Origin of the sequence: Nocardia sp. JMUB6875 (assembly GCF_041154655.1) — a bacterium.
In the GTDB taxonomy this organism is placed as follows: domain Bacteria; phylum Actinomycetota; class Actinomycetes; order Mycobacteriales; family Mycobacteriaceae; genus Nocardia.
The window spans coordinates 19,150-33,032 of sequence record NZ_BAAFGR010000031.1; the positions used below are offsets into that span (position 1 = coordinate 19,150).

Sequence of the window (13,883 nt, forward strand, 5' to 3'; positions counted from 1 at the left end):
CTGCGCTTTTCAACGGCCGCACGCGAAAACGCGTGCGGCCGTTATGTGTTCGAGATCACTGTTTGTCGTGCTATCTATCGGCTGTGGCCATGGTCATAACTTGCGCAACCAGATTGTCCGGAATCCGAACGTTTGGTTAGCGTCGGGTTCAACGCGTTCGCAGGGGGCGCGTGGCCAGGGGTTACTCGATGAGGAGTGCTGTGAGTTCGCAATCGGCTGTCGCCGACGAGGTGGATATGACACCTGTAGTCGCGGAAAACGGTGTTCCGAGCACATTTTTCGAGCGGGTTCTGGAGGGGATTCGGACGCTGCGCCGTGATAGCGCCGAGATCGACGTCCCCGCCAAGGTCCGGGAAACGCAATTCGTCGCACTCGGTGCGATGGGATTAGCGGTGCTGCACAGCCTGCTGTCCATCACCGGCGGCGTGTCCTGCGTGGTCGGCAGCGTCGGCCACTTCTTCGCCGCCTGGGTAACCGGCGGTGTCGCACTGCTTTTCGGGCTGCGCTCGCGCTGGATCTGGATCACGGCGCTGGGATTGGCCAGCCTGCAGGTGTTTCTGGGGATCTTCACCCTGGTCTCGGCCGAAATGCCCACGGGCGTCGGGCCATACACCGTGCTGGTTGGCGTAATGGTATCCGGCGTCGTGCTGGCGTTGCTGCTGCGCCGCGACCTCTACCGCTGGTTCGCGGTCGTCTGAGACGACGGCCGCCCAGCGGAACTCCGCTGGGCGGCAATCGGTTTCATCGAATCACTTTAGGCTGCGGCCCAGGGCTCGTCCGGCATTGCGGCCGGAGAAGATGCAGCCGCCCAGAAACGTGCCTTCGAGGGCGTTGTAGCCGTGTACGCCACCGCCACCGAAACCGGCGACCTCACCCGCGGCGTAGAGGCCCGGGAACGGCGTGCCGTCGGGGCGGATGACCTGGGAGTCCAGGTTGGTCTGCAAGCCGCCCAACGTCTTCCGGGTCAGGATGTTGAGCCGCACGCCGATCAGCGGGCCGTGTGCGGGGTCGAGGATCTTGTGCGGGCTCGCCACCCGGACCTTGTCGCCGAGGAAGCGCCGCGCGTTGTTGACCGCCATGAGCTGGGCGTCCTTGCTGATCTTATTGGCGACATCGCGGTCGCGGGCCACGATCTGCCGCTCGATATCGGCCAGGTCCAGCTGCGGGCCGCGAGAGAGCTTGTTCATGCCCGCGATCAGCTCGGCCAGGGTATCGGCGACCACGAAATCCGAGCCGTGCTGCTTGAACGCTTCCACCGGGCCTGGCGCGCCCTTGGCCACGCGGCTCTTGAGCGCGAGTTTCAGGTCCTTGCCGGTGATATCGGGATTCTGCTCCGAACCCGAGAGCGCGAATTCCTTCTCGATGATCGACTGATTGAGGATGAACCACGAGTAGTCGTAGCCGGTCGCGAGAATCTGCTTCATCGTGGCATTGGTGTCGAAACCTGGGAAAGCCGGTGCGGCCATGCGCTTTCCATTGGCGTCGAACCACAGCGACGACGGCCCGGGAATGATGCGGATGGCGTGGTCGGGCCAGATCGGATCCCAGTTGTGGATGCCCTCGGTGTAGTTCCACATGCGGTCCCGGTTCACGATGCGCCCGCCCGCGGCCTCGGTGATGGCCAGCATGCGCCCGTCCACGTGCGCGGGGACTCCGGAGATCATGTGCTCGGGGCACGGGCCCAGCCGGTCGGTGGGCCAGTTGCGGCGGATGAGTTCGTGATTGTGGCCGATACCGCCGGAGGACACGATGACCGCCTGGGCGCGGAGTTCGAACTCGCCCACGATGTCTCGTGACGAGGCGACGCCGCGCTCCTCGTTCGAAGGTGCGAGCACGCTGCCGCGCGCGCCGGTCACGGCATCGCCCTCGACGATCAACTCGTCGACGCGATGGCGGAAGGCGAAGCCGACCTGCCCGCGCTGCTCGGCCTCGAGCACCGGTTCGAGGAACACGCGCACCACCTCGGGCCCGGTGCCCCAGGTCAGGTGGAAGCGCGGCACCGAATTGCCGTGCCCGTCGGCGGTCATCCCGCCGCGCTCGGCCCAGCCGACCACCGGGGTGACCCGCAGCCCGAGGTCGTAGAGGTACTGCCGCTTCTCGGTGGCCGCGAATTCCACGTAGGCGCGCGCCCACTGCCGCGCCCAGTGGTCCTCGTCCTCGCGGTCGAAGCCGGCCGAGCCGAACCAGTCCTGCAGGGCCAGGTCGAGACTGTCCTTGACGCCGAGCCGCCGCTGTTCCGGGCTGTCGACGAAGAACAGCCCGCCGAGGGACCAGAATGCCTGCCCGCCCAGGTTGGCGCGGTTCTCCTGATCCAGCACGAGCACGCGGCGGCCCGCCTTGACGAGCTCATGGGTGGCGACGAGACCGGCCAGACCGGCGCCGATGACGATGACATCCGGGTTCTCGATCATGCCTGATTCCTTGCGCTAGAAGTTCGATACACGAATGTATCGAACGAGGTCGCTGCTGTACAGGCGCTCGATACAGGGGTGTATCGGACGACGTTGTCGGTGGGTCGTGGCATGGTTCGAGTGTGCCGACTTCCATGCCCGGATCGATGACACTCGCGGCGGCGCGCCGCACCGCCCTCGCGGCCCAGGGGTTCGCGGCCGCCCGGCCCAGCGGGCCGCCCACCCGGCGCACCGTCATGAAGGTGCTCGACAGCACCCGGCTGCTGCAGCTGGATTCGGTGTCGGCGGTGGTGCGCGCGCACTATGCGCCGGTGTTCAGCCGGATCGGGGCCTATGACCGGACCTTCCTGGACGAGGCGGCCTGGGGGCACAGTGCCCGGCGGCCGCGGCAGCTCATCGAATACTGGGCACACGAGGCGGCGCTGATTCCGGTTCAGGACTGGTCGCTCATGCGGTGGCGCATGGTGCAGTACCGCAACGGCCGTTGGGGCGGGATGCGGCAGACCCTGGAACGCAATCCGTCGCTGGCCGATGACGTGCTCGGGGTGGTCAAGGAGTTCGGGGCCAGTACGGCGGGGGAGATCGAGAAGCATCTGGAGCTGGATCGGCCACGGTCCAAGGACAATTGGGGCTGGAACTACAGCGACACCAAGGTGGTGTGCGAGGCGCTGTTCGCGGCGGGGGAGCTGACGGTGCCCAAACGGGTGGGCTTCCAACGGCATTACGACCTGGCCGCGAATGTGATTCCGCCCGAGGTGCTCTCGGCGGAACTCGACGAGGCCGATGCGGTGCGGGAGCTGGTGCGGCGGGCGGCGCGGGCGCACGGGATCGGCGCCGAAACCGATCTGCGCGACTACTACCGGCTCAAACGCGTGCAGACCGAGCCCGCCATCGCGGAACTCGTCGACGCGGGGGAGCTGGAGCAGGTGCGGGTCGAGGGCTGGGACAAGCCCGCCTACCTGCATGTCGAGGCGCGGACCCCGCGCCGGGTGACGGGTGCGGCGCTGCTGTGCCCGTTCGATCCGCTGATCTTCTTCCGGGATCGCACCGAGCGGCTGTTCGACTTCCACTACCGCATCGAGATCTACACGCCGGAACACAAACGCGTGCACGGGTATTACGTCTTCCCGTTCCTGCTCGACGGCGAGATCGTGGCGCGGGTGGATCTGCGCGCGGAGCGGTCGACCGGTCGGCTGCTGGTGCCGGGCGCGTTCGCCGAACCCGGCCGCGATACCGCGCGGGTGGCGGGTGCACTCGCTGCAAGCCTGCGCGAGATGGCGGATTGGCTGGAGCTCGACACCGTCGAGGTCGGTGAAAAAGGCGATCTCGCACCGGAATTGCGGCGCGAGATCGCCTGAGTTCACAGCCGGGAACAGGATTGGCGGGTCAGAACGGCCCGTCGGTCCACGCGTTGAGCACGATGCCCTTCTTGCCCTCGCCACTGCATTCGATGGTCATGGGGATCAGCGGCCGCGGCGAATCGCCCACGATGTAGGTGGGGGACTGGAAGCCGCTGCCGACCTGGCGGGTGCCCAGGCACTGCACCACCGCGGCGTACCAGGCGTTCTCGGGGCAGGTGAAGGTGGCGGTGTCCAGGGTCTTGTCGATCCGGCAGACATTGTCGGCGTGGGCGGCCGGGGCCCCCGTCACCGCGATCAGGCCCGCCGCGCCGATGCTGAGCGCGGAGCCGATGGCGAGCGTGCGGCGGCGCGGGTGGAGATGGTGATGCTGGGTCATCGAACAAACTCCCTCGTATACGGACAGTTCAATCGAAACAGTTCGTCCCATACTGACCGCGAGACGCGCCGGACAGCCGAAACTCGCGGAGATCGGTTGTCCGGCGTGGCGCGTCGCCGGTGACTCGCGGAGGCCGATGGGAGCGACTCGCGGACGCCGATGAGCGCGCGGTGCGTATGTGCGGGCAACGCAAAGCTGCACGCCATGCAATTCCGGCGTGGCTTTCGGCCTTCGCGCCTAGGCGACCAGCAGCACCGGGGTCGAATCCTGAACTGCCCCACCGCAGACCAGCATCACGGTCGAATCGTGGCGCAGATAGTCGCCGTGCCCGGCGTCGAGCCCGCGCTCGGACTCGGCGGAGGCGGGCACGGAGACCGCCACCAGCGCGGCGGCGGCCAGGCACAGGGCCCCGGCGATGGCGAGCGAGCGGCGGCGCGAGCGCAGACCGGTCATGGCGTTCCCCTCTCTGAACTGATCTTGCCGATACTTCGTCGCCACGACCGCAGCGGATGGCAGGCCACCGGCGCGGCGGGAGTGTCGGAGGGCATGACTAACCTGGATGCGTGGCAGATCCCGCGACCTACCGGCCCGCCCCGGGCACCATCCCCGTCGAACCCGGCGTCTACAAGTTCCGGGACAAGTTCGGGCAGGTCATCTATGTCGGTAAGGCGAAAAGCCTGCGGAGCCGCCTGAACTCGTACTTCGCGGACGTGGCCGGGCTGCACCCGCGCACCCGGCAGATGGTGACCACGGCGGCCGGCGTCGAGTGGACCGTGGTGTCCACCGAGGTGGAAGCGCTGCAGCTGGAATACAACTGGATCAAGGAATTCGATCCGCGCTTCAATGTCCGCTACCGCGATGACAAGTCGTATCCGGTGCTGGCGGTCAGCCTCAACGAGGAATACCCGCGCGTGTTCGTCTACCGGGGCGCCCGCAAGAAGGGCGTGCGCTACTTCGGCCCCTACGCGCACGCCTGGGCCATTCGCGAGACCCTCGATCTGCTGCTGCGCGTGTTCCCCGTGCGCACCTGTTCGGCGGGAGTCTTCAAGCGGCACAGCCAGATCGGGCGCCCCTGCCTGCTCGGCTACATCGACAAGTGCTCCGCGCCCTGCATCGGCCGGGTGAGCGCGGCCGAGCACCGCCAGATCGTGGACGACTTCTGCGACTTCCTCGCGGGTAAGACCGATCGGCTGGTCAAGCAGCTCGAACGTCGCATGCACGACGCCGCCGACGAGCTGGACTTCGAACAGGCCGCCCGGCTGCGCGACGACGTGCAGGCGCTCAAGCGGGCGCTGGAGAAGCAGGCGGTGGTCCTGGGCACGGGTACCGACGCCGATGTCATCAACTTCGCTGTGGACGAACTCGAGGTCGCCGTGCAGGTCTTCCACGTGCGCGACGGGCGCGTGCGTGGTCAGCGCGGGTGGGTCGTCGACAAATCCGGCGACGCCCTGGACCTGGAACAGCCCGACGAGACGGTCGGGAATCCGGACGCGGAAGCCGACGCGGGCTCCGAGGGGCCGGTCGCGGCCGCGCGCGTCGAAGGCCCGGAGGAGACGGGAGCCTCCGCGGACGCCAAGCAGGAAGCGATTCGGGTCGGCGGCGAGTTGCCCGCGCTGGTCGAGCAGTTCCTCACCCAGTTCTACGGCGAGCAGACCGCGGTGGCCGCCCAGAGCGGCGACGAGCAGCCCGGAGCGGTGGTGCCGCGCGAGGTGCTGGTCCCCGCGCTGCCCAATGACCATGAGCAGGTACAGAACTGGCTCTCGGGCTTGCGAGGGTCCGCGGTGCAGCTGCGGGTGCCGCAGCGCGGGGACAAGAAGGCGCTCGCCGAGACCGTGCAGCGCAATGCCCAGGAGGCACTGGCCCAGCACAAGCTCAAGCGGGCCGGTGATCTGACCGCGCGCTCGGCCGCGCTGCAGGAGCTGCAGGACGCGCTGGATCTGGACTCCGCACCGCTGCGCATCGAATGCGTGGACATCTCGCACGTGCAGGGCACCGATGTGGTGGCCTCGCTGGTGGTCTTCGAGGACGGCCTGGCCCGCAAGTCCGAGTACCGGCACTACAGCATCAAGGAGGCCGCCGGTGACGGCCGCTCCGACGATGTCGGCTCCATCGCCGAGGTGACCCGGCGGCGCTTCGGCAAGCTGCGCCGCGATCTGGACGCCGCCGAGGCCGCCGAGCTCGAATCCGATTCGGACGCAGTCGATTCGGATCTGCCGCCCGGCATCGATCCGAAAACCGGGAAACCGCGCCGCTTCTCGTACCCGCCCAACCTGTACGTGGTGGATGGCGGTGCGCCGCAGGTGAATGCGGCCGCCGAGATCCTCGACGAACTCGGCATCACCGATGTCGCGGTCATCGGCCTGGCCAAGCGCCTGGAAGAGGTCTGGGTCCCCAACGAGCCGGATCCGGTGATCATGCCGCGCACCAGCGAGGCGCTATACCTGCTGCAACGCGTCCGCGACGAGGCGCACAGATTCGCCATCACCTTCCACCGCTCCAAGCGTTCGCGGCGGATGACCGAATCGGTGCTGGACTCGGTGCCCGGCCTCGGCGCGACCCGCAAGACCGCGCTGGTCCAGCACTTCGGATCCGTCGCCAAACTCAAGCAGGCTACGGTGGAGCAGATCATCGAGGTCCCCGGCATCGGCGTGGCGACCGCGAAGGCAGTGCTCGCGGCCCTGCAGACTCCATAGGCCAGTCGGTTTCAGCAGGTCTGCGCAGGGCATTGTGATGCCGAGGGCACAGTGTGACTCCGATAGCGCACCGGTGTGGCGCGTGATCCGCGCGCCATGGCGCGTCGAATCAGGACTCACCGGGTAGAGTGCGACACGCCGATCGGAAAAATTGCGACACGCCGTGTGTGCAGGTCGGGAGCAGAAATCACAGCTAGGTCTCGCTCCCCTCGTGCGCCTGCCGCGTTTCGGGGCATCGGTGCAGGATGATCGAGGGAACTCCAGACACGAACCGGTAGGACATGACGCGCGTCGAAGCCAGTACCGATACGGCCGAAAACAGCAAGACAACCGAGACATCTGATCCCCAGCCGACCGCCCGCCGCGGACGGTCCGCAGCCGACGCATCACCGGTCGAGGTCGTCATCGTGACGGGCCTGTCCGGCGCCGGGCGCGGCACCGCCGCCAAGGTGCTCGAGGACCTCGGCTACTACGTCGCCGACAACCTCCCGCCCGAATTGATCGGGCGCATGGTGGAACTCGGCGCCGAAGCCGAACCACCCATCCGCAAACTCGCGCTCGTCATGGACGTGCGCAACCGCTTCTTCACCGGAAACCTCGCGGCCGTGGGCGAACACCTACGTGCGGCGGGTGTGCGCACCCGGATCCTGTTCCTCGAGGCCTCCGACGATGTGCTCATCCGCCGCTTCGGTTTCGCGCGGCGGCGTCATCCGCTGCAGAGCGAGAGCGCCGACGGCACGCTGACCGCCGGCATCGCCGCCGAGCGCCGCCGCCTGGACCCGGTGAAGACGGCCGCCGACGTGGTCATCGACACCACCGCGCTGTCCATCCACCAGCTGCACCGCAAGCTCGAGGAGGTCTACGGCGGCGACGCCGCCACCGTGCTGCAGCTGACCGTGCAATCGTTCGGTTTCAAGTACGGAGTCCCGCTCGACGCCGATATGGTGTTCGATTTGCGATTCCTGCCGAATCCGCACTGGATTCCCGAACTCCGCGAAAAGACCGGACAGGATGCCCCGGTCAGTGAGTATGTTTTGTCGCGCCCGGGCGCCCAGGACTACCTGGACACCGCGCGGCATCTCGTCGACCTGACGACCGAGGGTTACCGCCAAGAGGGGAAGCGATACATGACCGTGGCAGTGGGCTGCACCGGCGGCAAACACCGCAGTGTGGCGATGGCGGAAGCCTTGTGCGATGCGTTGGGCGCGGACGATGAGTCGGGGGTTGTGGTCCGTGTGGTCCACCGGGATCTGGGGCGGGAATGACTGAGACGAACGGCCGTACCGCCAATCCCGCCATCGTGGCGCTCGGCGGTGGACACGGCCTGTACTCGACGCTGACCGCCATCCGGCGGCTCACGCGCAAGATCACCGCGGTGGTGACCGTGGCCGACGACGGCGGCTCCTCGGGTCGCCTGCGGTCCGAGCTCGGCATGCTGCCCCCGGGTGATCTTCGAATGGCGTTGGCGGCCTTGGCCGAAGAGGCCGACGGCATCTGGGCGCGAACCTTGCAACACCGCTTCGGCGGGACGGGCGCACTGGCCGGGCACTCGGTGGGCAACCTGATCCTGGCGGGCCTGACCGAGGAGCTCGGCGATCCGGTCGCCGCCCTCGACGAGGCCGGGAAGGTCCTGCGCATCACCGGGCGCGTGCTACCCATGTCGCCCATCGCCCTCACCATCGAGGCGGATGTCTCTGGGCTGGAAGGCGATCCGCGCGTGAGCCGCTGCATTCGCGGCCAGGTGGCGGTGGCGACCACGCCCGGCAAGGTGCGGCGGGTGCGGCTGATCCCCTCGGATCCGCCCGCCTGTCCGGAGGCGACCTCGGCCATCGAGCACGCCGATGTGGTGGTGCTGGGCCCCGGGAGCTGGTTCACCAGTGTCATCCCGCATGTGCTGGTGCCCGAATTGCACGAAGCGCTGCTGCATACCCGGGCGCGGAAAGTGCTGGTGCTCAACCTCGCTGCCGAACCGGGCGAAACGGCCGGATTCTCCGCTGAGCGGCACCTGCATGTATTGTCCCAGCACGCACCGGATTTCACAGTCGACCATGTTTTGGTCGACTCGGGTTCCGTACCCGAGGGTAGGGAACGCGAACATCTGGCAAGAGCTGCCGAACAGCTGCGTGCGCGAGTAACCTTCGCTGATGTCGCCGAGGCGGGGACGGACCGGCACCACCCCGGAAAGCTTGCCGCCGCATTGGATCAGGTGATCCGGCAACCTCGGCCGGAATCAGCAGGGCTTCGAGTCGAAGGACGGCATATGGGCCAACGTGTGCGGTCCGGGTTGGGTGGAAAGGAGCGCGTCTCGTGGCGATGACAGCGGAAGTGAAGGACGAGCTGAGCCGACTCTCTGTATCTCAGGTGAGTTCGCGCAAGGCCGAACTGTCCGCGCTACTGCGGTTCGCCGGTGGATTGCACATCGTCGGCGGTCGAGTGATCGTCGAAGCCGAGGTGGACATGGGTTCCATCGCGCGTCGGCTGCGTCGAGAGATCTTCGAGCTGTACGGCTACGGCTCGGACGTGCATGTGCTCGGCGCCGGCGGGCTCCGGAAGACTTCCCGGTATGTAGTGCGGGTTTCCAAGGAAGGCGAGGCGCTGGCGCGCCAGACCGGTTTGCTCGACGTGCGCGGCCGTCCGGTGCGCGGTCTACCGGCACAGGTGGTCGGCGGCAGCATCGGCGATGCCGAAGCCGCTTGGCGCGGGGCGTTTCTCGCGCACGGCTCGCTCACCGAGCCGGGCCGCTCCTCGGCGCTCGAGGTGAGCTGCCCGGGCCCCGAGGCCGCACTGGCCCTGGTGGGCGCGGCCCGGCGCATGGGCATCTCGGCCAAGGCGCGCGAGGTGCGCGGCACCGATCGCGTGGTGGTGCGCGACGGCGAGGCCATCGGCGCCCTGCTCACCCGCATGGGTGCGCAGGACACCCGGCTCACCTGGGAGGAGCGGCGCATGCGCCGCGAGGTCCGGGCGACGGCCAACCGGCTGGCGAATTTCGACGATGCCAACCTCCGGCGTTCGGCGCGGGCGGCCGTAGCGGCGGCGGCGCGGGTCGAGCGGGCACTGGAAATACTGGCCGACGATGTGCCGGACCATTTGGCCGCCGCGGGCAAGCTGCGCGTGCTGCACCGTCAGGCGTCGCTGGAGGAGCTGGGCCAGCTGGCCGAGCCGCCGATGACGAAAGACGCTGTGGCGGGCCGGATTCGGCGTTTGCTGTCGATGGCGGACCGGCGCGCCAAGGAACTCGGCGTGCCCGATACCGAAAGTGCCGTCACCGCAGAGCTGCTCGAAGAGGCCTGAATCACGCGGGCTACTCCGTGATTGCCGAAACGGAGCCGCCCCGGGGCCGGAAAACAACCATCCGGAAGCGTCGCAACCCGTTGGGTCGCGGCGCTTCCGGGCGTCTGTGGCGAAAGTGAACGTTTCGTAGTTCACCGTGGCGGGGGTGTGTCCGTGATGTTTCCGTTACCGGTCTAGTGTTAGAAGCGCAACGGAAACGATCCGCAAAGCTGAGGAGCGAAAACGTGACTGTCCGGGTAGGGATCAACGGCTTCGGCCGTATCGGGCGCAACTTCTTCCGCGCCGTCGAGGCACAGAAGGCCCTCGGCACCACCGATATCGAGATCGTGGCGGTCAATGACCTGACCGACAACAAGACCCTTGCCACCCTGCTGAAGTACGACTCCATCCTCGGCCGCCTGCCGCAGGACGTTTCCCTCGACGGCGACTACATCGTGGTCGGCGAGCAGCGGATCCGCGCCCTGGAGATCAAGGAGGGCCCGGCGGCCCTGCCGTGGGGCGACCTGGGCGTCGACGTCGTCGTCGAGTCCACCGGCATCTTCACCAACGCCGCCAAGGCCAAGGGCCACCTGGCCGCCGGCGCCAAGAAGGTCATCATCTCCGCGCCCGCCACCGATGAGGACATCACCATCGTGATGGGCGTGAACGACGACAAGTACGACGGCTCGCAGAACATCATCTCCAACGCCTCGTGCACCACCAACTGCCTGGGCCCGATCGCCAAGGTGCTCAACGACTCCTTCGGCATCGAGCGTGGCCTGATGACCACGGTTCACGCCTACACCCAGGACCAGAACCTGCAGGACGCCCCGCACAAGGATCTGCGTCGCGCCCGCGCCGCCGCGCTGAACATCGTGCCCACCGGCACCGGCGCCGCCAAGGCCATCGGCCTGGTGCTGCCCGAGCTGCTCGGCAAGCTGGACGGCTACGCGCTGCGCGTGCCGGTCCCGACCGGCTCGATCACCGACCTGACCGTGGACCTGGCCAAGGCCGCCTCGATCGACGAGATCAACGCCGCCATGAAGGCCGCCGCGGACGGCCCGATGAAGGGCATCCTGAAGTACAACGTGGACCCGATCGTCTCCTCCGACATCGTGACCGACCCGCACTCCTCGATCTACGACGCGCCGCTGACCAAGGTCATCGACAAGCAGGTCAAGGTCGCCTCCTGGTACGACAACGAGTGGGGCTACTCCAACCGCCTCGCCGATCTGGTCGGCCTCGTCGGCAAGTCCCTGTAAGCGCCGATGACGATCAAGACTCTCCAGGATCTGCTGAACGAGGGTGTCGAGGGCCGGGGCGTGCTGGTGCGCTCCGACCTCAATGTGCCCCTCGACAACGGCGTCATCACCGACCCGGGCCGCATCATCGCGTCCGCGCCGACCATCAAGGCGCTGGCCGAGGCCGGCGCCAAGGTCGTCGTGACCGCGCACCTGGGCCGCCCGAAGGGTGAGCCGGACCCGAAGTTCTCGCTCGCTCCCGTGGCGGCGCGGCTGGCCGAGGAGCTGGGCCGCAATGTCCAGCTCGCCGGTGACGTGGTGGGCTACGACGCCCTCTCGCGCTCGGAGGGCCTGACCGACGGCGACGTCATGCTGGTCGAGAACGTGCGTTTCGATCCGCGCGAGACCAGCAAGGACGACGCCGAGCGGACCAAGCTGGCCAAGGCCCTGGTCGAACTCGTCGGCGACGACGGCGCTTTCGTGTCCGACGGCTTCGGTGTCGTGCACCGCAAGCAGGCGTCGGTCTACGACGTGGCCAAGCTGCTGCCGCACTACGCGGGCAATCTGGTCGCGGCCGAGACCGAGGTGCTGCGCAAGCTCACCACCGACACCGAGCGGCCGTACGCGGTCGTGCTGGGCGGCTCGAAGGTCTCCGACAAGCTGGCGGTCATCGAGGCGCTCGCGCCGAAGGTCGACACCCTGGTCATCGGTGGCGGCATGTGCTTCACCTTCCTTGCGGCACAGGGCCTTTCGGTGGGCACCTCGCTGCTGCAGGAGGAGATGATCGAGACCTGCAAGGGGCTGCTGGACAAGTACGCCGACGTCATCCACCTGCCGGTGGACATCATCGTCGCGGACAAGTTCGCCGCCGACGCGGACTCGAAGGCCGTGGCGGCCAACGAGATTCCCGACGGCTGGATGGGCCTGGACATCGGTCCCGAGTCGACCAAGCGTTTCGCGGCGCTGCTGACCGAGGCCAAGACGGTGTTCTGGAACGGCCCGATGGGCGTGTTCGAGTTCGAGAAGTTCTCGGCCGGCACCCGCGGTGTCGCCGAGGCGATCGCGGTCGCCACGTCCAAGGGCGCGTTCACGGTGGTCGGCGGCGGCGACTCGGCCGCGGCCGTGCGCACCCTCGGCCTGCCCGATGACGGTTTCTCGCACATCTCCACCGGTGGCGGCGCGTCGCTGGAATACCTGGAGGGCAAGGAACTTCCCGGCCTCGCGGTTCTGGAGGACTGAACCATGGCACGTAAGCCTTTGATCGCCGGCAACTGGAAGATGAACCTCAATCACCTCGAGGCCATCGCTCTGATGCAGAAGATCGCGTTCGCGTTGCCGGAGAAGTACTTCGACAAGGTCGACGTCACGGTGATCCCGCCGTTCGTCGACATCCGCAGCGTGCAGACGCTGGTCGAGGGCGACCGCCTGCTGATCACCTACGGTGCCCAGGACGTGTCCACCCACGACGAGGGCGCCTACACCGGCGAGATCAGCGGTTCCATGCTCGCGAAGCTGGGCTGCTCGTTCGTCGTGGTCGGCCACTCCGAGCGGCGTCAGTACCACAACGAGGACGACGCCACGGTGCTGGCGAAGACCAAGCAGGCGCTCAAGTACGGCATCACCCCGATCGTCTGCATCGGTGAGGGCCTGGGCGTGCGCGAGACCAAGACCCACGTGGCCTACAACCTCGAGCAGTTGCGCGGTTCGCTCAAGGGCCTGACCGCCGAGGAGATCGCCAAGGTCGTCATCGCCTACGAGCCGGTCTGGGCCATCGGCACCGGCAAGGTCGCCACCCCGGCCGACGCCCAGGAGGTCTGCGGCGCCATCCGCAAGGAGCTCGCCGAACTGGCGAATCCCGAAGTGGCCGCGGGCGTCCGAGTGCTCTACGGCGGCTCGGTCAACGCCAAGAACGTCGGCGAGCTGGTCGGCCAGACCGATATCGACGGCGCGCTCGTGGGCGGTGCCTCGCTGAAGGGCGACGAATTCGCCACCCTCTCGGCGATCGCCGCCGGCGGTCCGCTGCCGTAACGACCGGTATCTTTCCGCTCTCGAAGGGCCGGGCATCCACTGGATGCCCGGCCCTTTTCGGCAGAATGACGATCATGAGCGATGACTGGAATACCCAAATCATCAATGAGTTCCGGGCCAATGAAGGTCGGGTGGGCGGGCCTTTCGAAGGCGCTCCCATGATCCTGGTGCACCACCGCGGGCGGAAGTCGGGCAAGGCGGGGGTGACGCCGCTGATGTATCAGGCCGATGAGCAGGATCCGAAGGTGATGTACATCTTCGCGTCGGCGGCGGGCGCGCCGAAGCATCCGGCCTGGTACTACAACCTCATCGATGCCGGGCAGGCCGAGGTCGAGGTCGGGACCGAGACGTTTCCGGTTCAGGTCTCCGAGGTGACCGGCGCCGATCGCGACCGCATCTACGACATTCAGGCCACCCGGTACCCGGGCTTCGCGGGGTATGCCGAGAAGACCGCGGGGATTCGCACCATTCCGGTGCTGGCGCTGCGCCGGGCCTAGGGCGAA

The 13,883-nt window shown here is 67.6% G+C and carries 13 protein-coding genes; 10 read left to right on the forward strand and 3 right to left on the reverse strand.

All coding sequences use genetic code 11. The features are described from left to right. The first annotated feature begins 200 nt into the window (after window positions 1-200). Window positions 201-698, forward strand: coding sequence for a hypothetical protein (locus ACAM49_RS10690; RefSeq protein WP_369635304.1), 498 nt, complete (start codon window positions 201-203; stop codon window positions 696-698). A 51-nt stretch (window positions 699-749) separates the two neighbouring features. Here ACAM49_RS10690 and ACAM49_RS10695 read toward each other — a convergent pair whose 3' ends face one another. Continuing rightward, window positions 750-2,411, reverse strand: a complete 1,662-nt coding sequence (locus tag ACAM49_RS10695) for an FAD-binding dehydrogenase (RefSeq protein ID WP_369635305.1) — start codon at window positions 2,409-2,411, stop codon at window positions 750-752. 146 nt (window positions 2,412-2,557) lie between these two features. Between ACAM49_RS10695 and ACAM49_RS10700 the strand changes: the two genes are divergently transcribed. Next, a complete protein-coding gene (locus tag ACAM49_RS10700) occupies window positions 2,558-3,769 on the forward strand; it encodes a winged helix-turn-helix domain-containing protein (RefSeq protein ID WP_369635339.1) in 1,212 nt (403 codons plus the stop codon). 28 nt (window positions 3,770-3,797) lie between these two features. Here ACAM49_RS10700 and ACAM49_RS10705 read toward each other — a convergent pair whose 3' ends face one another. Both ACAM49_RS10705 and ACAM49_RS10710 read right to left on the reverse strand, forming a co-directional pair. Then, on the reverse strand, window positions 3,798-4,148 hold the full coding sequence (locus ACAM49_RS10705) for a hypothetical protein (RefSeq protein ID WP_369635306.1): 351 nt from the start codon (window positions 4,146-4,148) through the stop codon (window positions 3,798-3,800). Between the two features lie 237 nt (window positions 4,149-4,385). Further along, entirely contained in the window at window positions 4,386-4,601 is a 216-nt protein-coding gene (locus ACAM49_RS10710) for a hypothetical protein (protein WP_369635307.1), read from the reverse strand. Window positions 4,602-4,711: 110 nt separating this feature from the next. Between ACAM49_RS10710 and uvrC the strand changes: the two genes are divergently transcribed. From uvrC to ACAM49_RS10750, 8 genes are all read left to right on the forward strand, one after another. Continuing rightward, window positions 4,712-6,841 (forward strand): excinuclease ABC subunit UvrC, encoded by a 2,130-nt coding sequence (gene uvrC, locus ACAM49_RS10715; RefSeq protein ID WP_369635308.1) that lies wholly within the window; start codon window positions 4,712-4,714, stop codon window positions 6,839-6,841. 281 nt (window positions 6,842-7,122) lie between these two features. Next, window positions 7,123-8,106 (forward strand): RNase adapter RapZ, encoded by a 984-nt coding sequence (gene rapZ / locus ACAM49_RS10720; protein ID WP_369635309.1) that lies wholly within the window; start codon window positions 7,123-7,125, stop codon window positions 8,104-8,106. After that, entirely contained in the window at window positions 8,103-9,158 is a 1,056-nt protein-coding gene (yvcK, locus tag ACAM49_RS10725; protein ID WP_040809459.1) for a uridine diphosphate-N-acetylglucosamine-binding protein YvcK, read from the forward strand. The genes rapZ and yvcK overlap by 4 nt, the downstream gene beginning before the upstream one ends. Then, window positions 9,149-10,132, forward strand: a complete 984-nt coding sequence (gene whiA, locus ACAM49_RS10730; RefSeq protein ID WP_040809457.1) for a DNA-binding protein WhiA — start codon at window positions 9,149-9,151, stop codon at window positions 10,130-10,132. Before yvcK ends, whiA begins: the two co-directional genes overlap by 10 nt. A 224-nt stretch (window positions 10,133-10,356) precedes the next feature. Then, the gene (gene gap / locus ACAM49_RS10735; protein WP_040809455.1) at window positions 10,357-11,373 is read left to right on the forward strand and encodes a type I glyceraldehyde-3-phosphate dehydrogenase; all 1,017 of its coding nucleotides are present in this window, start codon (window positions 10,357-10,359) and stop codon (window positions 11,371-11,373) included. Between the two features lie 6 nt (window positions 11,374-11,379). After that, window positions 11,380-12,591, forward strand: coding sequence for a phosphoglycerate kinase (gene pgk / locus ACAM49_RS10740; protein ID WP_369635310.1), 1,212 nt, complete (start codon window positions 11,380-11,382; stop codon window positions 12,589-12,591). 3 nt (window positions 12,592-12,594) lie between these two features. Next, window positions 12,595-13,380, forward strand: coding sequence for a triose-phosphate isomerase (gene tpiA, locus ACAM49_RS10745; RefSeq protein WP_369635311.1), 786 nt, complete (start codon window positions 12,595-12,597; stop codon window positions 13,378-13,380). A 74-nt stretch (window positions 13,381-13,454) separates the two neighbouring features. After that, the gene (locus ACAM49_RS10750; RefSeq protein WP_369635312.1) at window positions 13,455-13,877 is read left to right on the forward strand and encodes a nitroreductase/quinone reductase family protein; all 423 of its coding nucleotides are present in this window, start codon (window positions 13,455-13,457) and stop codon (window positions 13,875-13,877) included. The last annotated feature ends 6 nt before the right edge of the window (window positions 13,878-13,883 follow it).